Source organism: Bradyrhizobium sp. PSBB068 (assembly GCA_016839165.1).
Lineage (GTDB): Bacteria > Pseudomonadota > Alphaproteobacteria > Rhizobiales > Xanthobacteraceae > Bradyrhizobium.
In genome coordinates, this window is the sequence record CP069300.1 from 5,986,183 (window position 1) to 6,002,793 (window position 16,611).

Annotated in this window: 19 protein-coding genes; 9 read left to right on the plus strand and 10 right to left on the minus strand. The window is 65.4% G+C overall.

The annotated features are described in order from the left end of the window. Window positions 1-7: 7 nt before the first annotated feature. The 3 genes from JQ507_27885 to JQ507_27895 form a co-directional block, all read right to left on the minus strand. Window positions 8-490 carry a DUF992 domain-containing protein gene (locus JQ507_27885; protein QRI68692.1) on the minus strand — a complete coding sequence of 161 codons (483 nt, stop codon included), beginning with the start codon at window positions 488-490 and terminating at the stop codon, window positions 8-10. A 244-nt stretch (window positions 491-734) separates the two neighbouring features. Next, on the minus strand, window positions 735-1,259 hold the full coding sequence (locus JQ507_27890; protein ID QRI68693.1) for a DUF992 domain-containing protein: 525 nt from the start codon (window positions 1,257-1,259) through the stop codon (window positions 735-737). A 259-nt stretch (window positions 1,260-1,518) separates the two neighbouring features. Continuing rightward, window positions 1,519-2,721, minus strand: a complete 1,203-nt coding sequence (locus JQ507_27895; GenBank protein ID QRI68694.1) for a pyridoxal phosphate-dependent aminotransferase — start codon at window positions 2,719-2,721, stop codon at window positions 1,519-1,521. 618 nt (window positions 2,722-3,339) lie between these two features. Here JQ507_27895 and JQ507_27900 point away from each other — a divergent pair. From JQ507_27900 to JQ507_27910, 3 genes are all read left to right on the plus strand, one after another. Then, window positions 3,340-3,993: a glutathione S-transferase family protein gene (locus JQ507_27900; protein QRI68695.1), complete on the plus strand. Its 654-nt coding sequence runs from the start codon at window positions 3,340-3,342 to the stop codon at window positions 3,991-3,993. A 166-nt stretch (window positions 3,994-4,159) separates the two neighbouring features. After that, window positions 4,160-4,336: a hypothetical protein gene (locus JQ507_27905; GenBank protein ID QRI68696.1), complete on the plus strand. Its 177-nt coding sequence runs from the start codon at window positions 4,160-4,162 to the stop codon at window positions 4,334-4,336. Between the two features lie 61 nt (window positions 4,337-4,397). Further along, window positions 4,398-4,553, plus strand: a complete 156-nt coding sequence (locus JQ507_27910; GenBank protein ID QRI68697.1) for a hypothetical protein — start codon at window positions 4,398-4,400, stop codon at window positions 4,551-4,553. Window positions 4,554-4,568: 15 nt separating this feature from the next. Here JQ507_27910 and JQ507_27915 read toward each other — a convergent pair whose 3' ends face one another. Next, a complete protein-coding gene (locus JQ507_27915; GenBank protein ID QRI68698.1) occupies window positions 4,569-4,922 on the minus strand; it encodes a DMT family protein in 354 nt (117 codons plus the stop codon). A 209-nt stretch (window positions 4,923-5,131) separates the two neighbouring features. Between JQ507_27915 and JQ507_27920 the strand changes: the two genes are divergently transcribed. Both JQ507_27920 and JQ507_27925 read left to right on the plus strand, forming a co-directional pair. After that, window positions 5,132-5,947, plus strand: a complete 816-nt coding sequence (locus JQ507_27920) for a PAS-domain containing protein (GenBank protein ID QRI68699.1) — start codon at window positions 5,132-5,134, stop codon at window positions 5,945-5,947. Between the two features lie 90 nt (window positions 5,948-6,037). After that, window positions 6,038-6,499: a GNAT family N-acetyltransferase gene (locus tag JQ507_27925; protein ID QRI68700.1), complete on the plus strand. Its 462-nt coding sequence runs from the start codon at window positions 6,038-6,040 to the stop codon at window positions 6,497-6,499. Between the two features lie 370 nt (window positions 6,500-6,869). Here JQ507_27925 and JQ507_27930 read toward each other — a convergent pair whose 3' ends face one another. Both JQ507_27930 and JQ507_27935 read right to left on the minus strand, forming a co-directional pair. Beyond that, window positions 6,870-8,099 carry a DUF1501 domain-containing protein gene (locus JQ507_27930; GenBank protein QRI68701.1) on the minus strand — a complete coding sequence of 410 codons (1,230 nt, stop codon included), beginning with the start codon at window positions 8,097-8,099 and terminating at the stop codon, window positions 6,870-6,872. Next, on the minus strand, window positions 8,096-9,673 hold the full coding sequence (locus JQ507_27935; GenBank protein ID QRI68702.1) for a DUF1800 family protein: 1,578 nt from the start codon (window positions 9,671-9,673) through the stop codon (window positions 8,096-8,098). The genes JQ507_27930 and JQ507_27935 overlap by 4 nt, the downstream gene beginning before the upstream one ends. A 327-nt stretch (window positions 9,674-10,000) precedes the next feature. Between JQ507_27935 and JQ507_27940 the strand changes: the two genes are divergently transcribed. Beyond that, window positions 10,001-10,675, plus strand: coding sequence for an HAD family phosphatase (locus tag JQ507_27940; GenBank protein ID QRI68703.1), 675 nt, complete (start codon window positions 10,001-10,003; stop codon window positions 10,673-10,675). Between the two features lie 18 nt (window positions 10,676-10,693). Here the strand turns inward: JQ507_27940 and JQ507_27945 are convergent, their stop codons facing one another. Both JQ507_27945 and JQ507_27950 read right to left on the minus strand, forming a co-directional pair. Beyond that, window positions 10,694-11,926, minus strand: a complete 1,233-nt coding sequence (locus tag JQ507_27945) for a peptidase M15 (GenBank protein ID QRI68704.1) — start codon at window positions 11,924-11,926, stop codon at window positions 10,694-10,696. A 36-nt stretch (window positions 11,927-11,962) separates the two neighbouring features. After that, window positions 11,963-12,607 (minus strand): TetR/AcrR family transcriptional regulator, encoded by a 645-nt coding sequence (locus tag JQ507_27950; protein QRI68705.1) that lies wholly within the window; start codon window positions 12,605-12,607, stop codon window positions 11,963-11,965. A 90-nt stretch (window positions 12,608-12,697) separates the two neighbouring features. Between JQ507_27950 and JQ507_27955 the strand changes: the two genes are divergently transcribed. After that, entirely contained in the window at window positions 12,698-13,489 is a 792-nt protein-coding gene (locus JQ507_27955) for a crotonase/enoyl-CoA hydratase family protein (GenBank protein ID QRI68706.1), read from the plus strand. Between the two features lie 117 nt (window positions 13,490-13,606). On the opposite strand, the gene JQ507_27960 is transcribed toward JQ507_27955, so the two are convergent. Beyond that, on the minus strand, window positions 13,607-14,314 hold the full coding sequence (locus JQ507_27960) for a glutathione S-transferase N-terminal domain-containing protein (protein ID QRI68707.1): 708 nt from the start codon (window positions 14,312-14,314) through the stop codon (window positions 13,607-13,609). A gap of 192 nt (window positions 14,315-14,506) precedes the next feature. On the opposite strand from JQ507_27960, the gene JQ507_27965 reads away from it, so the two are divergent. Both JQ507_27965 and JQ507_27970 read left to right on the plus strand, forming a co-directional pair. Next, the gene (locus tag JQ507_27965; GenBank protein QRI68708.1) at window positions 14,507-15,622 is read left to right on the plus strand and encodes an MBL fold metallo-hydrolase; all 1,116 of its coding nucleotides are present in this window, start codon (window positions 14,507-14,509) and stop codon (window positions 15,620-15,622) included. Next, a complete protein-coding gene (locus JQ507_27970) occupies window positions 15,619-16,251 on the plus strand; it encodes an SCO family protein (protein ID QRI68709.1) in 633 nt (210 codons plus the stop codon). The genes JQ507_27965 and JQ507_27970 overlap by 4 nt, the downstream gene beginning before the upstream one ends. Window positions 16,252-16,331: 80 nt before the next feature. On the opposite strand, the gene JQ507_27975 is transcribed toward JQ507_27970, so the two are convergent. Next, window positions 16,332-16,565: a hypothetical protein gene (locus tag JQ507_27975; protein ID QRI68710.1), complete on the minus strand. Its 234-nt coding sequence runs from the start codon at window positions 16,563-16,565 to the stop codon at window positions 16,332-16,334. Window positions 16,566-16,611: the final 46 nt, after the last annotated feature.

Below are 16,611 nucleotides of genomic sequence, written 5' to 3' on the forward strand. Positions count from 1 at the left end.
GCGCGCTTTAGCGACCCGGTCGCAGCTCCAGGCTCTCGAGGCCGGCGGCGATGTTGACGCCGACCTGGCCCTGCACGCTGAGCGGCTGCAGAGCGATCGTGTTGTCGGAGCCACCGACCAGCACATTGCCGCCGACGCCGACGCCGAGCGTCGCGCTGCCCTGCGCGCCGGCATAGTTGCCCGAGAGTGCCCCAGGCCCGAGCCGCTCCACCGGTGCGTAGACGCCCCAGGCCAGCGCCGATTCCTGGGTAATGCCGAGATCGATCCCGACCTTCTGGATGGTCGCGATGTAGCGGTCCTCGGGCAGGCCATTGGCGCGCAGCACGCAGCCGAGATGGGTCACGGAACCGACGATGAAGCCGACGCTCGCGCCGCCGCGGCATTCCAGGACGCCGACCTGTACGCGCTGGCTCGGCTGTTGGGCGTTGGCGCCGCCGATTGCGGCCAGCGTGGTGATGGCGGCAGCGGCGAGGAGAGTGAAGCGACGCATGTTGGGGAATCTCCGGCTGAGAGGCATGACGCGAGCAGAGAACTGAACGGCGCCGTGTCCGCGGCGCGGTTGCATCCTATGCCATAACACCGAATGGTCAGCCAGAATTTGCGGTGCCCGGCCACCGATTGTTGCCGGATGTGGCGGTGTTGCGATGTTCCTTCGGGGCCGCCGCAATGGACAGCAAGCAACAGACAAAAAAGAGGCCCGCTTTCGCGGGCCCCTTGATCAGACACCGACCGGCTTAGTGGTGGTGGTGATGACGGTGGTGGCGATGATGCCGGCGCGGACCGCTGGTGCGGACCGGCTCGAGATCGATCCCGGCGATACCGGCCGCGACGTTGAGGCCGGTCTGGCCCTGCAGGCTGATCGGCTGCAGCGCATAGGCGTTGTTCGGGCCACCGAACAGGAAGTTACCGCCGGCGCCGAGGCCGACCGAGGCGTTGACGCCGACGCCGCCGTAGCTGCCGGCGAGCGCACCGCGCGGCACCACCGTGGTCGGTGCACTGACGGCCCAGGCGAGCTGGGTCTGCCCGGTGAAGCCGAGGTCGACGCCGATCCGCTTCACGGTCGCAAGATACGGCTCGGGCCGACGGCCGCCGCTCTGGAACACGCATTCGAGGCGGGCAACGGAGCCGACGACGAAGCCGACGTTCTCGCCGCCCTGGCATTGCAGAACCCCGGCCTGAACCTGCTGGGGCGCCGCGTTGGCAGTGGCGAACGGCGCCAGCAACGCAAGCGCTGCAAGGGTGAGAGTCGAAAGTCGCATGGATCTGTCTCCGCAAGGTGAACTGAAATTGCAATTTGCGCGGCGGACAGAAAGCAAGGGTCGTGTCCAAAACAAGGCAGATCGCAAAGGGGTCGCAAAAACTTCCCGCGTGTGGCATCGATGTTCGCGCACACGCGCGTGAGGTGAGCAGGTTGTGAATTGACTCTGCGATTTTACCGGCGCGCGATGTCGCAGGATAAACGAAAACGCCCCCGCACCAGGTGCGGGAGCGTTTTTTAGTCTCTTGGTTCGGAATTAACTATCGCAGATTGCCGCAGAAGCGCTGGATGCGCTTGCAGGCATCCTCGAGATCCGAGGTCCTGGTGGCGTAGGAAATGCGGAATGCAGGGCCAAGGCCGAACGCCGAGCCCTGCACGACGGCGACGCCTTCGCTCTCGAGCAGCTCGGTGACGAACGCCTCGTCATTGTCGATCACCTTGCCCGAGGGGGCCGTCTTGCCGATCGTGCCGGCGCAGGACGGATAGACGTAGAACGCGCCTTCCGGCCGCGGGCACTCGATGCCGCTCGCCTGGTTGAGCATCGAGACCACGAGGTCGCGGCGCTCCTTGAACACCTTGTTGTTCGCGGCGATGAAGTCCTGCGGACCGTTGAGCGCCTCGACCGAGGCCCACTGCGCGATCGACGACGGGTTCGAGGTCGATTGCGACTGGATCGTCGCCATCGCCTTGATCAGCTGCGCCGGACCGCCGGCATAGCCGATGCGCCACCCGGTCATGCAATAGGCCTTCGACACGCCGTTCACGGTCAGCGTGCGATCGTAGAGGCTCGGCTCGACCTGCGCTGCGGTGGTGAAGACGAAGTCGTCATAGACGAGGTGCTCATACATGTCGTCGGTCATCACCCAGACATGCGGATGCTTGACCAGCACGTCGGTGATCGCCTTGAGCTCGCTCCTGGTATAGGCCGAGCCGGTCGGGTTCGACGGCGAGCACAGGATCACCCACTTGGTCTTCGGCGTGATCGCCTTTTCGAGATCTTCCGGACGCAGCTTGAAGCCGGTCGACGCGGGGCACACCACCGGGACCGACTCGCCGCCGGCGAGCGCGACCATCTCGGGATAGCTGACCCAATACGGCGCCGGGATGATCACCTCGTCGCCGGGATTGATGGTCGCCATCAGCGCGTTGTAGAGCACCTGCTTGCCGCCGGTGCCGACGATGATCTGGTTCGGCTTATAGCTCAGGCCATTCTCGCGCGAGAACTTGTTGATGATGGCTTCCTTGAGCTCCGGTATGCCGCCGACGTCGGTGTACTTGGTCTTGCCGGCCTCGATCGCGTGGATCGCCGCCAGCTTGATGTTGGCGGGCGTGTCGAAGTCAGGCTCGCCGGCCCCGAGGCCGATGACGTTGCGGCCCGCGGCTTTCAGCGCGCGTGCTTTGTCCGTGACCGCGATCGTCGCGGACGGCTTCACACGGTCGAGCGCAGCGGACAGGAAGGCCATTATCATCTCCTGGCAAACGTCGTGAGCCGTTGGGCCACGACTTGATTTGAATGGGATTGCGGCACCCTAGGCCTGTCGCCGCTGCATCGCAAGAAGCTTGGCGATAAAGCACGAAAACTTTCGCGCATGGCGCGCGACATGCGCAATATTCCGCAAGTTCCAGCCCCAAATGACTCATATCCGGCAAGACCTGTCATGGCCGCTCCGGCCTTGCCGGCAAGGCCCGCGGCTGCGTCCGCCGCCGCGGATTGCTCCGAGGACAATGTGCCGTGCGGCGCCTGCCTGAAGCTGCCGACGGCAGGCCGTCCGGCGCAGCCGGCAGCACATCCCGCGATGCGGCTGCCACGTTGACGTTTCTGAATTGCAGCACATCGGCCACCGCCATCGATGGCATCGACCGGCACCATGCACAGCGTCGCGCAGGCGTGATCCGAATTGTTCTGCTGTGTTGATGGAATCGTTCTGCACGCGTGCAGTGCGGTAGACGTTTCGACTTTTTCCACATTGCAGGGCTTGCGACGCACCCCTGTCAGCATCATTGTTTAGCGGCGTTGCGGTGTGACAGGCCGCGCAACTTTGAAGCGTACCGTCTCCCTGACCTGAGTGAACCCCGACGCAATGTACAAGCTCTATTCGATGCAGCGCTCCGGCAACAGCTACAAGGTTCGGCTTGCGCTTGCCGTGCTGAACACGCCGTACGAGGCGATCGAGATCGACATCCTGCGCGGCGAGAGCCGGACCCCGGAATTCCTGGCCAAGAATCCGAGCGGCCAGGTGCCGTTGCTCGAGGTCGCCGAAGGCCGCCACCTCGCCGAGTCCAATGCCATCCTCTGGTACGTCGCGATCGGCACGCCGCTGGCGCCGGAGTCGCGGATCGAGCGCGCCGAGGCGCTGCAGTGGATGTTCTTCGAGCAGCACGCGCTGGAGCCGAATATCGGCGCCGCCTATTTCTGGCTGTCGCTGGTCAAGGGCGGGCGCGACCTGCAGACCCACGCGCTGGAAGACTGGATGGAGCGCGGCTATGCGGCGTTGCAGGTGATGGAAAATCATCTCAAGAACCACACGTTCTTCGCCGCCGAGCAGTTCACCGTCGCCGACATCGCGCTCTACGGCTACACCCACGTCGCCGACCGCTGCGACTTCGACCTGGCGACCTTTCCGTCGATCCGGGCCTGGTTGAAACGGGTCGAGCAGACCCCCGGATTTGTCTCGATGGATTGGCAGCCGGGTCCCGAGGCGGAGCTCCAGGCTCGCCTCGTCGCCGGCGTCTGAATTCCGAGAATAGCGGGGAAATTGCCCAAATTGCGGGCAAAACCTCCGCATGGGCCGCATTTTCGCCGCTTTCAGTGGGCTCCGCCGCCGCAATGTTGCCGGTCACGGGCGGCAGATTCGCTCGGATGTCGTGAGTGATTCGCTCGCGACCTGAGGGATTTAGACCATGAAACGGTGGTCCGGCACGGCAGGCTTCCATGGCCGCCCTGCCCCGGTGGCATCATCCCGGCTGACCAACGCGATCGCCGCGTCGCTCGCGCTTGGCGCATTGACGCTGTGCCTGGTCGTCGCCGTGACGGTGCTGTCGGGCAACATCATCCTGGCAACACCGATCCCGGCATAATCAAGCAGTTTCCGATTGGCACCTGATCCGCGGCGAGGCGCGGGAGAGACAGCGGCACGACATGATGAAGACCCCCGTGGGACTTGTGACCGTGACGCTGTCGGCGGCGATCCTGCTGGCGGCATCGCTCCTGATCGTGACCGGCACGCAGGGCGAAGACCGCGCGCACCCCCCGCAGGTGACGACGCCTGCCGCCAAACCGGCCCAGCACCGCTAGACTAGCGCAAATGCGCTAGCTCCATCTGTGGAAGATGAAGAACGCGCCGGCGGCGATGAAGGCAAATCCGAGCGCGTGATTCCAGCCCAGCGGCTCCTTCAGGTACAAGACCGAGAAGGCTGCGAACACGACCAGCGTGATCACCTCCTGCATGGTCTTGAGCTGTGCCGCGCTATAGACCTCGCTGCCCCAGCGATTGGCCGGCACCGCCAGCCAGTATTCGAAGAAGGCGATGCCCCAGCTCACCAGAATGACGATGGGGAGCGAGTGATCCTTGAACTTGAGATGCCCGTACCAGGCGAAGGTCATGAAGACGTTCGAGGCGAACAGCATCAGGATCGGCAGCAGCGACGGAGAAATGGCGGGCATCGATATCCTCTTCGAGCAAAGCACGCGGTAACCCGCGGGCCCGGAACCGGGTTCCATCCGACCTGCATATCATTTGATTTGAAAGCAACGAAAGCTCGCTCGGCCCGCGCAAGGGTCGCTTAACGGTCGGCACGGAAATCCCGGCGCCGTTGCGGCCCTGTCGTCAAACTGCGGCTTTATCGTTTGTCCGATGGATAGCGAGAACGCGCATGCGGCTTGATTGGCGTGCAATTTCAGGTCCGGCCCTGGCGGCGATCACGGGGCTCGCCGCCTTCCTGATCGATCGCCTCATGATCGCCGTTCCCAACCCTGCGCCGCTGTTCGTCTGCATCGTGGCGCTCGCGAGCTCGATCAGCGGCATCACTTCCGGGCTGATCTCCGCCGCGATCGCGGTGGCCGCCTCGGCGCTGTTCTTCCTCGATCATCGCGCCCTGCCCGGCTACGACATAGCCGACCTCGCGCGGATGCTGATGCTGGCGGCGACCGCGGCCGGCACCGCCCTGATCACAGGAATGCTGCGGCAGAAATGGATCGATGCCTTTGCCGCGGAGCAGCAGCACCACGCCACCGCGGCGCGGCTCGCTGCCGCGCTCGACCAGGTCGACATCGGCATCGTGCTGCTCGACGCCGATACCCGCGCCGAGTTCATCAACCGCGCCTTCCGGGATTATTTCGCGCTGTCCGACGCCCAGGCCGACAGCAAGCCGCCCTTCGTCGCGCTGATGTATCATGGCCGCGACACCGGCGCCTATCAATTGCCCGAAGACGAGCTGAGCGCGTTCGTCGCCAAGCGCATCGAGATGATGCGCGCAGGCGATTCCACGCCGATCAACCTCAATCTCGCCGACGGCCAGGTGCTGCGCTTCAGCTGCACGGCGCTGCCCGACGGCGGTCGCATGCTGAGCTATACGCCGGTTACCGACCTCGTGCGCCACACCGACGATCCGGCCCGCGCCGACGAATACCGGGCGCAGCGCGCCGGGCGCGAACGCCATCTCGCAAGGCTGCTGCGCGCCGCCGAGTGAGGCACGGCCTCGTTCGCAATTGATCCAGCATCACCGCACCGATAGAAGGTTGCATGCGATGCGCAGGCATCGCGCAACGCAGGATCGCTCATGTCCGACGACGTCACCATCCGCTTTGTCACCCGCGACGATTACGCCCAATGGCTTCCTCTGTGGGACGGCTACAACGCCTTCTATGAGCGGTCGGGACCGACCGCGCTCGCGCCCGAGATCACCGCGATGACGTGGCAGCGCTTCTTCGATGCATATGAGCCGATGCATGCGCTGGTCGCCGACGCCGGCGGCGAACTGCTCGGCCTGACGCACTATCTGTTTCACCGCTCGACCACCGCGATCGCGCCGACCTGTTATTTGCAGGATCTCTTCACCAGCCAGGCGGCGCGCGGCAAGGGCGTCGGCCGCGCGTTGATCAACGGCGTCTATGCGCAGGCCAAGCTTGTCGGATCGCCACGCGTCTACTGGCAGACGCATGAGACCAATCACACCGCAATGCAGCTTTATGACAAGGTCGCGGACCGGCCCGGCTTCGTCATCTATCGCAAGATTGTCTGAGCGGGCATTCGCCGCCTGTGGTCGGATAGAGATGTCACCGGCACGTTACAAAGCCGGGCTAGGCTTCGCCCTGCGTAAGATCAGGCCCCCCGTCTCAGATCTTCGCCCCAAGCGGTCCCCGTCAGTCGCCGCGTCTGACCGGGACCGCTTTTTTTGCCGCACTGCTTTCATGACATTGCGTCTGTGACACTGCCCTGCGCGATCGGCGGTAGAACGGCACCTTGCTTGCGTCGTCCCGGCGAAGGTCGGGACCCACAATCACAAATCCGCGGGGTGATAGCGTGCTGTGGCTCGAACGTTTTTCAACAATCGAGTTCGGTGGTGATGGGTCCCGGCCTTCGCCGGGACGACGCCGTCGTTGTAGCGAGTACTACACCACCAACCCCTTCATCGGCTTCGCGGGCGCGCTGTCCGGAAACACCGCATCCGCCAGCACGCGCTCGCCAATTCCGAACTGGTCATGCAGCACGCCCTTGATCACGGCGCGCAGGTCGGTGGTCGCAGCGAGGTCGCGGGCCTGGTAGAGGTTGGCGGGCTTCAGGCCCGGCCAGTCGGTAATCATGCGGCCGCCATTCACCGCACCGCCGGCGAGCAGCGCGATGGTACCGGTGCCGTGGTCGGTACCTTCGGTGCCGTTGATGCGCGCGGTGCGGCCGAACTCGGTGGCGACCACGATCACGGTGTCGCGCCAGCGCGCGCCGAGGCCGCTCTGGAATTCCGCCAGCGCGCCGTCGAGACCGCCGAGCAGTTGCGCGAGCCGGCCGACCGGCCCGCCCTCGTTGGCATGGGTATCCCAGCCGTCGAAGGCGAGCGCACCGATCCGCGGACCGTCATCCGCCGCCATCAGCTTGGCGGCGCCGCGCGCCACCAGACGCATCGCCGCCACGCCGCCGCCGCCGGGCTTCGGCTTCATCTCGTCGCCCTGCGCCTGCTTCTCGAGTTGCAAGCCTTGCGTCAGCGCGCTCGCCAGCGTCGGATCGCGATGCTGATAGAGATCGAGCAGCCGCATCGCGGTGTCGTCGGCGGCCTGCGGCAGCGCGGTCGGCGCCCAGCCGACGGTCGGCGCGGCGCCGCGCAACACCAGAGGCGTGGTCGGGCCGACCGCGAGCGCGCTCGTCACCCGCTCGCCCTTCGGCAAGGCTTCGAGCGCGCGGTTGAGCCAGCCGGACTGCACGCGGCCGGGACCGGGAAAGCCGCTCTCCAACACGTCCTGGCCGTCGAAATGCGAGCGATCGCGATAGGAGGTCGCAACCGCATGCACCACCGCGGCCTGCTTGGCACGATACATCCGCGCGAATTCCGGCATCGCCGGATGCAGCCCGAAGAAGGGGTCGAGCATCACGGCCGCGTTCGGCCCATCCGCCCTCAGCGCGATCGCACCATGCAGGCCGGCATAATCGGGATCGCCGATCGGCGCGACGGTCGCAAGACCGTCGAGCGCGCCGCGCAGGATGATGGTGACGAAGCGTGGATCGCGGCCATCGGCGGCACGCGCGAATTTCGGCAGATAGGCCCAGGCGGCAAACGAGGCGCCGCCGAGCAGCAGCGCGCGCCGCGACGTCGCCTGCATCATCAGGCTCTCGGAGCAATCCATCGTCATCTCCTCTGGAATTCCGGCGACATCAGCAGCAGCGCCAGCGCCTGCTGCCGCGATTCCGCGCGCTCGATCGTGCGCCGCGTCTCCGGCGATGCGGCATCTGCCGCAATCAGCTCGAGCAGGTCGCGCGGATCGAACTTGTCGGCGAGCTGTGAGGCGAGCTGCGCCGAGATGTCGAGCCTGAGCTTGAGGCCTTCAGGCGCCGCCCAGGCGGCAGCGGTGTCCGGAAAACCGTTCGGCCCGGCCGGCGACCACAGCGGCTGGCCGAGCACATTGAGGCCGTTGAGATAGCGGCCCGGGTCCTCGGGATTGCGCGCCAACAGCCGGCCCGACGCGACCAGGAATTCGTAAGGCGAACGCATTTTTGTCAATGGCGCCTGCCACGCCTCGTTGGATCCAACGAGCGCGGTGGCGAGCGCCCTGAGATCGCCGTCGGTCTTGCTGAAAGTGTCTTGCAGCCTCGCCACCAGTGCCGGCGGCGGATCGTCGGCAACGAAGTGACGCGCGAACTTGGTCGCGATGAACTTTGCGGTCGAGGGATGCCGCGCGATGTCCGACAGCACTGCCTCGCCCTGCGCGATGCCGGCCTGCGCATAGGTCTTGCCCAGCACCTGCTGCGGACCGGGCTGGTGGGCGTTGGCGTTGAACACGAAGCTGCCGGGCGCGCCGAGCTGGCCCTGCCGTCCGGCGAATGTCCAGCCGGTGATGACGCGCGCCAGCGACGTCACGTCGTCCTGGGTGTAGCCGCCGCCGACGCCGAGCGTATGCAGCTCCATGATCTCGCGGGCGAGATTCTCGTTCAGGCCGCGGTGGCGATTGATGCCGGCGCGCGACTCCGGGCCGAGCGATTGCTGGTTGTCGAGGAAGAACAGCATCGCCGGATGCTGCTCGACCGCCTTCAGCATATCGGCGAAGCGGCCGAGCACGTGCGGGCGGATCGCCTCGCGCTCGAACGAGCCGGCCCACATCCGCGCCAGCGCGCCCTTGTTGGCCGAGATGCAGAAGTGGTTGGACCAGAACACCACGAGCCGCTCGGCGAAACCGCAATCGGCGATCACGCCGCGCTGCAGCCGCGCCAAGGCCTCGGCGCGGAACGTCTTCTGGATGATGTTGGGCGGCTCGGTCGGCGGCTTCGGTGGATTAGCCATCGTCTGCATCGTCGGAGGCTGCATCGCGGCCGGCAGCGTCATCGCCGCATTGGCATTGTCGGCCGACTGCATCGCCGGATCCTTCGCCGCGATCTCCTTCGCCGCCGACGACAGCGACAGATTGCGCCGCGGCTGCGGCTTCGCGTCCGAGCCCTGCGGTGGCATCTCGCTCGCACCTTGCTGCGCGGCTTTGGCGGCGTTGCGCTCCTGCTGGATCTCGAACTGATAGTCGAACACCTGCTTGCCGAGCTCTGGCGTCGAGAGCAGGCCCGGCACTTCGAGCAGCGCACCGTTCGGACGCGCAAGTTCCGTCAGCACGAAACCGCGCGGATCGGAGGCCGCGTTGATGAAGTCGCCGGCTGCGCCGCCGCGGGCGCCGAATCCAAACCGGTTGAGCGCAATCAGCGCCGCTTGCGAATCACGGGCCATCGGAATTCCCTTAACGGCCGATCCCGGCTATATCGGTTGCCGGCATCATAGCGCGGTCCGGGATGAACCCGAGATTAATTCGTGCATTAAATCGCGGTTAGAAATGGACCTCTCGTCAAGCGATCGTTCCGAACGAGCTTCACCACGTCGGCTCGCCTGCGCGGCATGCGGCAGCGAGTTCTCCTGCTCGCTCACGGGATCGTGCTGGTGCTTCGACGAGAGCTTTCGCCTGCCGATGCCAACCGACGGCGCGGACTGCCTGTGCCCCGCATGCCTGCGGAAACTGGCGGACCAGCAAGCGGCGGCGCGCGGCAAGTGAACATACAAGTGAACACGCCCTGGACCGTCGACGCTATCCTGCTCGACATGGACGGCACGCTGCTCGACACCGAGAAGGTCTACTTCGAGAGCCTGGTCGCGGCGCTCAATGCATGCGGTTACACCGACGATGTCGTCGCGCTGTGCCATTCCATGGTCGGGCTTCCCGGCCCGGTCTGCGAAGCGATGCTGCGCGATCATTACGGCGCGGCGTTTCCGCTCGATGCCGTCAACCTTGCATTCCTCGAACATCGCGACCGGATGATGCGCGCGGGCCTGCCGCTCAAATCAGGCACGCTCGACCTGCTCGACGCCATCGCCGCCGCGGAACGCCCGATGGCGATCGTGACCTCGTCCTCGCGCCGCTCGGCCGAGCGCAACCTCAGCCTCGCCGGCATCCGCGATCGTTTCGAAACGCTGCTGACGCTCGACGACGTGACGCATGGCAAGCCCGACCCGGCGCTCTATCTCAAGGCCGCCGCGCAGCTCGGCGTGCGACCTGCGGCCTGCATCGCGGTCGAGGACTCCAACCACGGCGTCGCCGCCGCGCATGCCGCCGGCGCGATCACGCTGATGGTCCCGGACATGGCGCCGCCGACCGAGGAGACGCGGGCAAAATGCGCGGCTGTGTTGCCGGACCTCAACGCGGTGCTGGCGCTGCTGCAGGAGCGCGGCGCGCTTTAAGCGCCATCGCGATCCCGCTCAGATCGTTCGCACCTTCGATGACTTCGCGGTCTTTGCGCGTTTCGCCGCGACGTGACTATCGCGCGCCGCATGGCGGCTGCGCGTCTTCGTGTCCAGCGCCGCCTGTCGGGTTTCGCCGCCACCGCGGTGCGCGGCATATTCCTTGCCATCGATCGGCGCCAGATGGGGCGGGTCAAAACCGAGATAGGGGCGCGCGACGCCAAACTCCTTGCCGTGCGCGTCGACCCATTTCCAGAGCCTTTCCGACGATCTCCAACGGTCGTCGCGGGTCGCGCCGTCGATGCTGACGATGTCGGCTGCGAGCCCATGACCGTAACCGCCACGGAAGCTGCCGCCGTGATACGACTTGTTGCTGGCCGCCTTCAGCCCGCTTGCAATCGACTGGCGGTAGTCATCTCGGAAGGCGCTGGTGATGCCGGGCGACAGGCCGGCCTGTTCCGCCGCGAGAAGCGCATGAAAGAGCTTCAGCTTGAAGCTCCGATCGACGCCTCCCATGACGTAGTCCATCATCGGCATGCCGGCTTTTTCTGCCGCCTTGGCGTCCTTCCAGGCGAAATCCTCATCGACGAGCCTGGTGAAGGTTCTGGTGACCGTCACCATCTTCTTCTTTCTCTTGACCGTCACCTGCCTCTGCTCCGGCACCTTGATGGTGTCTTCCTTGGGCGTCCTTTGATAGAGCGCCCACAGATAGCGATCGATGCAGGCGTCGACGTCCCAGCACTCGTCGAGGATTTCGACGGAGTCCACCGCCGGCCTGGCCGCGCGAGGCTCCGGATCCGGCGTGTTCGCTGCCGGCGCCTGCAGCGATTGAATATCCAGCGGCAGTGCCGGATCGGTCAACGCGGCCTCGACGACCGGTTCCGGTTCGTGCGCAGTCGGCACAGCATGGGCGGTCGTCACTGCTTCCTGTTCATTCTTGGTCCGTGCACGAGGGTCGTCGACGGCAGCGTTCGACATGGCAGTCGCCGGCGAACTCGCCGAGACGGCATCGGCGGCGACAGCAGGTGCGCGGGCCCCATCAATCGATGCAACGACGGCTGCCGCATCGGCGACCGACGCATCGATTTTCTCGATACCAGCCGAACCGAACGCCGCAAACCACGAGACAATGCAGCTCGACAGAACGACCGTCCCGCCCAACGCCGCCGCCCGCACCCGCCGCGAGTTCACCATCCCAGCCTCCACGGGCTCCCTCGGGAGCCAGATTGCAGCATGTGACGATGCGATCATCCGCTCGGGGCGTGGTCGCGCAATGGCGAATGAAGGTTAACGCCTCATCTTTCCGGACGATGTTGCCCGAATGCAACTCGTAGCCTGCCTCCGTTTTGGCCCCTTCATCGCCAGCGCCGTCTCGATCAGCGTGCGCGCGGCCTCGCCGGCCGTCTCCATGTAGCTGGCGTCGCGATGCAGCAGCACCACCGCGAATGATCCGTCCAGCAGCAGCAGGATCTGCCGCGCCAGCTTTTGCGGATCGGCAATCCGCTGCTCCAAGAAGGTCGCGCGCAGCCAGTCCTCGAACTTCTTCTTGTGCGCGGCGCCGATCCTGATCGCGGGATGGCCGGGCATGTTGGCAAGCTCGGCCGAGGTGCGCAGGAAGCCGCAGCCCTTCCATTTCGGGTGCCGCGCCGAGCGCGCGAGGTTCTTGAAGATCGCCTCGACCTTCGCCGGCAAGCCACCGTCGGCCTCCGCGAACCATTTCCGGAACAGCGCGAGGTTGGGTTGGTCGCGCGCGGCGAGATAGGCGGCGACCAGGTCGTCCTTGCTCTTGAAGTGATAATACAGCGTGCGCTTGGTGAGGCCGGCCTTGGCGGCGACCTCGTCGACGCTGACGCGGCGGATGCCTTCATTGTAGAACAGCGCGCTCGCCGCCTGGACGATGCGCGCGCGGGTCGGCTCGGAGGGGCGGGGCATCCGTCGTATGTATACTAACCAGTGAATATACACAAATCGCGGCTCACCCTACATTCAACTCCGACACACACGAATGCCGGAGACCGCATCATGTCCGAACCTATCCTGCTCGAGACCCAAGATGGGATCGCCCTGATCACGCTGAACCGCCCGGCGCAGCTCAACGCGCTGAACTACGCGCTGATCGACCAGCTGATGGCGGCGCTCGACCGCATCGAGGGCGAGGCCGCGGTGCGCGCCGTGATCGTGACCGGCGCCGGCGAGCGCGCGTTCTCGGCCGGCGCCGACATCAAGGAATTCTCTGGCAGCGTCCAACAGGGCGCGGCCGTCGCGGTGCGCGACTTCGTCCGCCGCGGTCAGGCGATGACCGCACGGCTCGAGGCGTTCAAGAAGCCTGTGATTGCCGCGGTCAACGGGCTCGCCTTCGGCGGTGGCTGCGAGATCACCGAAGCCGTGCATCTCGCCATCGCCAGCGACCGTGCGCTGTTTGCAAAACCCGAGATCAAGCTCGGCATGCCCCCGACCTTCGGCGGCACGCAGCGGCTGCCGCGGCTGGCCGGACGCAAGCGCGGACTGGAGCTGCTGCTGCCAGGCGATCCGTTCCCGCCCGAGCACGCGCGCGAGATCGGGCTGATCAACCAGATCGTGCCGCACGACCAATTGCTGAATGCGGCGCGCGAGCTCGCCGGCCGCATCACCAGGCACTCGCCGGGCAGCGTTGCCGGCACCATCACTGCGGTGACGCGCGGGCTGAACATGCCGATTGCCGAGGGCTTGCTGGTCGAGAGCGAGCAGTTCGCCGCGCTGGTGCCGAGCCGCGATCTCGCCGAGGGGTTGGCGGCGTGGAAGGAACGGCGACCGGCGAAGTATGTCGGGGCGTAGTCGGCGTCCCGCCCTCGTCATTGCGAGCAAAGCAAAGCAATCTATAGAACCGCATGCGCGGAAAAATGGGTTGCTTCGTCGCTTCGCTCCTCGCAATGACGTAGAGAGAGTCGGGCCCTACCGCACCACCGCCGCGGTCTGCCCGAACAGCAATTTCCGCTCTTCCTCGGTGCGGATCGCGGGCTGGCCGAAATTCGGGTTGACCTCCTTGGCCTTGGCATAGGCGCGCTCGGTCGCCGGGCGCTTGCCGATCGTCTCCAGCCAGCGCTTCAGATGCGGGAAGTCGTCGATCTCCTGGCCCTGGTTCTTGTAGGGCACGACCCAGGGATAGCTCGCCATGTCGGCGATCGAGTAGGCGCCGGCAATGAATTCGCGATCGGCGAGCCGCTTGTTGAGCACGCCGTAAAGCCGGTTGGTCTCGTTGACATAGCGGTCGATCGCGTAAGGCAGCTTCTCGACCGCGTAGTTGCGGAAGTGATGGTTCTGCCCGGCCATCGGCCCGAGCCCGCCCATCTGCCAGAACGTCCACTGGATCGCGTCGTAGCGGCCGTAGAGATCCTGGGGCAGGAATTGTCCGGTCTTCTCGGCGAGGTAAAGCAGGATCGCGCCGGATTCGAACAAGGAGATCGGCTTGCCGCCGCCCTTCGGCGCGTGATCGACGATGGCCGGAATGCGGTTGTTCGGCGCGACCTGCAGGAAATCCGGCTTGAACTGATCGCCCTTGCCGATGTTCACCGGGAAAATTTTGTACTCCAATCCGGTCTCTTCGAGGAAGATCGTGATCTTGTGACCATTCGGCGTGGACCAGTAGTGGAGATCGATCATGGGGGTGATCCTGTTGTCGGAAGCGAAACATGCGTTTGCATGAATTTGAATAATCCGGATGCCAAGTCAATGGTGCAGACTGCCATTCGCGCGCAATTGTGATGAGCCGATTGAGCGGATGCGCGATTGGGCCTAGGCTCCGCCGACAGTTTGTTTGTTTCAATGACGATATTTGCAGCGGGAGGAATTGCGATGATCAGGGATCTGGCACGACGCGACTTTCTGAAGGCATCCGCGGCGCTGGCCGGCGCGGCAGCGGCGAATGCATTTTCATGCGTCGAGATCGCGAGTGCCGCGCCGATCGAGGTGCCGACCGTCGACAAGCTCTCGATCCGCGTGCTGGTCGATTCCAGCTACGACCTGTTCTTCAAACCGAAACAGTCGGGCGGCGTCACGATCGCGCCGCCGCCGCGTGGAGCCGACTACCAGAAGTCGCTGCACAACGAATGGGGCCTGTCGCTGTGGCTGGAGTCGGAGACCAAGGGCGCGCAGCGCACGCTGATGCTCGACTACGGCTATACGCCGGAAGTCCTGCTCAACAACATGGCGCTGGTCGGCGTCGATCCGTCGAAGCTCGACGCGCTGATCGTGAGCCACGGGCATTACGACCATTTCGGCGGCCTCAACGGCTTCCTCGATAAATTCCGCGACAAGCTTCCGGCCGACGTCAAGCTCTACGCGGGCGGCGAGGACAATTTCTGCCACCGCGTCAGCGCCACCCCGACCAAGGGCCAGTTCACCGATTTCGGCACGCTGGACCGCCGCCAGCTCGCCGCGCAACGCGTCACTACCGTGCTGTGCGAGACCCCGACCGTGATCGCGGGCCACGCCTTCACGACCGGCAAGATCAACCGTCGCAGCGTCGAGCGCGTGCTGCCCAACACCTGGGTCGAGTTCGGCATCAAGGACGGGCTCGGCTGCAACGCCAGCCACTATCTGCCGGCCGAGCTGGACGGCAAGATCGTGCCCGACGAGCACATCCATGAGCATGCGACCTGCTTCAACGTGCGCGACTTCGGCCTCGTCGTGATCTCGTCCTGCGGCCATGTCGGCATCGTCAATTCGGTCAAGCAGGCGCAGGAGGTCTCGGGCATCCAGAAGGTGCACGCGATCGTCGGCGGCTTCCATCTCGGGCCGGCGCCGAAGGATTACCTCACCGAGGTCGTCGCCGAGATCAAGAAGCTCGACCCCGACGTAGTGGTCCCGATGCACTGCTCCGGGCTCAACTTCGTGCAGGAGGCGACCGCACAGATGGGCGACAAGGTGCTGGTCACGACCACCGGCAGCCGCCTTTCGTTCGGCATATGATCCGACCCATCCTGCGCGGTTTCGCTTGGGTGGGCGCCGGCCTATGGCTGACGCTGGCGCCGGCGCTGGCCGGCGACGCGCCAGCGCAATCGGCACGCTCGGCCGCCGAGATCATGGACATCCTGATGTGGAACAGGGAGCCGGTCGGCGGCCCGTTCGCACTGACCGATCAGGCCGGCCATGCGCGCACCGACAGGGACTTCCGCGGCAGGCTGATGCTGGTCTATTTCGGCTTCACCTTTTGCCCGGACGTCTGCCCGACCGATCTGCAGGCGATCGGGCTGGCGCTCGACAGGCTCGGCCCCGACGGCGACCAGGTGCAGCCGATCTTCATCACGGTCGATCCCGAGCGCGACACCGCAAGCCATCTCGCAGACTATGTGCCGATGTTTCATCCGCGCCTGATCGGGCTGACCGGCAGCGCCGATGCGATCCGCAAGGTCGCCGATGCCTACAAGGTCTATTACGCAAGGGTGCCGCAGGACGCCGGCGACTACACCGTCGATCACACCGCCTACATCTATCTGATGGACCGCGACGGCAATTATCTCGGCTTCTTCCCGCCGGGCACCTCGGCCGACCGCATGGTCGAGATCATCCGGCCGAGGCTCGTCGCGCCGGCGCGCTGACAAGATCGTCAACTATCGCTGCATCGGAGGTCCACCTCTCCCCTTGTGGAAGAGGTGAGGAACGCGGTGCCATCGAGATCTCAATGCATCCGCCCGTGCGCGCGCAGAAACGTCTCGCCACTCGCCGTCACCATCACCCGCATGCCCTCGATCGAGGGACGGCGCGCGACGTAACCGCGGTCGACGGCGTCCTCCCAGATCGTCAGCCGCGGGCATGAGGTGCGCCAGACCTCGAGCACTTCGGTATAAGGCCGCGGCTCGCGCGCGACCCATTCGACGAGATCGAGCACCAGGGCGTCCGTGGTCTCAGTCATTTGGTCCTCGCCGGGTCAGCAGGGATTCATCGTCCGCTATGTCTGC

Excerpts from the sequence above, each read along its gene's own strand:
- JQ507_27885 (QRI68692.1), bottom strand. The coding sequence starts at position 490 with ATGCGTCGCTTCACTCTCCTCGCCGCTGCCGCCATCACCACGCTGGCC.
- JQ507_27890 (QRI68693.1), bottom strand. The coding sequence starts at position 1,259 with ATGCGACTTTCGACTCTCACCCTTGCAGCGCTTGCGTTGCTGGCGCCG.
- JQ507_27895 (QRI68694.1), bottom strand. The coding sequence starts at position 2,721 with ATGGCCTTCCTGTCCGCTGCGCTCGACCGTGTGAAGCCGTCCGCGACG.
- JQ507_27900 (QRI68695.1), top strand. The coding sequence starts at position 3,340 with ATGTACAAGCTCTATTCGATGCAGCGCTCCGGCAACAGCTACAAGGTT.
- JQ507_27905 (QRI68696.1), top strand. The coding sequence starts at position 4,160 with ATGAAACGGTGGTCCGGCACGGCAGGCTTCCATGGCCGCCCTGCCCCG.
- JQ507_27910 (QRI68697.1), top strand. The coding sequence starts at position 4,398 with ATGATGAAGACCCCCGTGGGACTTGTGACCGTGACGCTGTCGGCGGCG.
- JQ507_27915 (QRI68698.1), bottom strand. The coding sequence starts at position 4,922 with ATGCCCGCCATTTCTCCGTCGCTGCTGCCGATCCTGATGCTGTTCGCC.
- JQ507_27920 (QRI68699.1), top strand. The coding sequence starts at position 5,132 with ATGCGGCTTGATTGGCGTGCAATTTCAGGTCCGGCCCTGGCGGCGATC.
- JQ507_27925 (QRI68700.1), top strand. The coding sequence starts at position 6,038 with ATGTCCGACGACGTCACCATCCGCTTTGTCACCCGCGACGATTACGCC.
- JQ507_27930 (QRI68701.1), bottom strand. The coding sequence starts at position 8,099 with ATGACGATGGATTGCTCCGAGAGCCTGATGATGCAGGCGACGTCGCGG.
- JQ507_27935 (QRI68702.1), bottom strand. The coding sequence starts at position 9,673 with ATGGCCCGTGATTCGCAAGCGGCGCTGATTGCGCTCAACCGGTTTGGA.
- JQ507_27945 (QRI68704.1), bottom strand. The coding sequence starts at position 11,926 with ATGATCGCATCGTCACATGCTGCAATCTGGCTCCCGAGGGAGCCCGTG.
- JQ507_27950 (QRI68705.1), bottom strand. The coding sequence starts at position 12,607 with ATGCCCCGCCCCTCCGAGCCGACCCGCGCGCGCATCGTCCAGGCGGCG.
- JQ507_27955 (QRI68706.1), top strand. The coding sequence starts at position 12,698 with ATGTCCGAACCTATCCTGCTCGAGACCCAAGATGGGATCGCCCTGATC.
- JQ507_27960 (QRI68707.1), bottom strand. The coding sequence starts at position 14,314 with ATGATCGATCTCCACTACTGGTCCACGCCGAATGGTCACAAGATCACG.
- JQ507_27965 (QRI68708.1), top strand. The coding sequence starts at position 14,507 with ATGATCAGGGATCTGGCACGACGCGACTTTCTGAAGGCATCCGCGGCG.
- JQ507_27970 (QRI68709.1), top strand. The coding sequence starts at position 15,619 with ATGATCCGACCCATCCTGCGCGGTTTCGCTTGGGTGGGCGCCGGCCTA.
- JQ507_27975 (QRI68710.1), bottom strand. The coding sequence starts at position 16,565 with ATGACTGAGACCACGGACGCCCTGGTGCTCGATCTCGTCGAATGGGTC.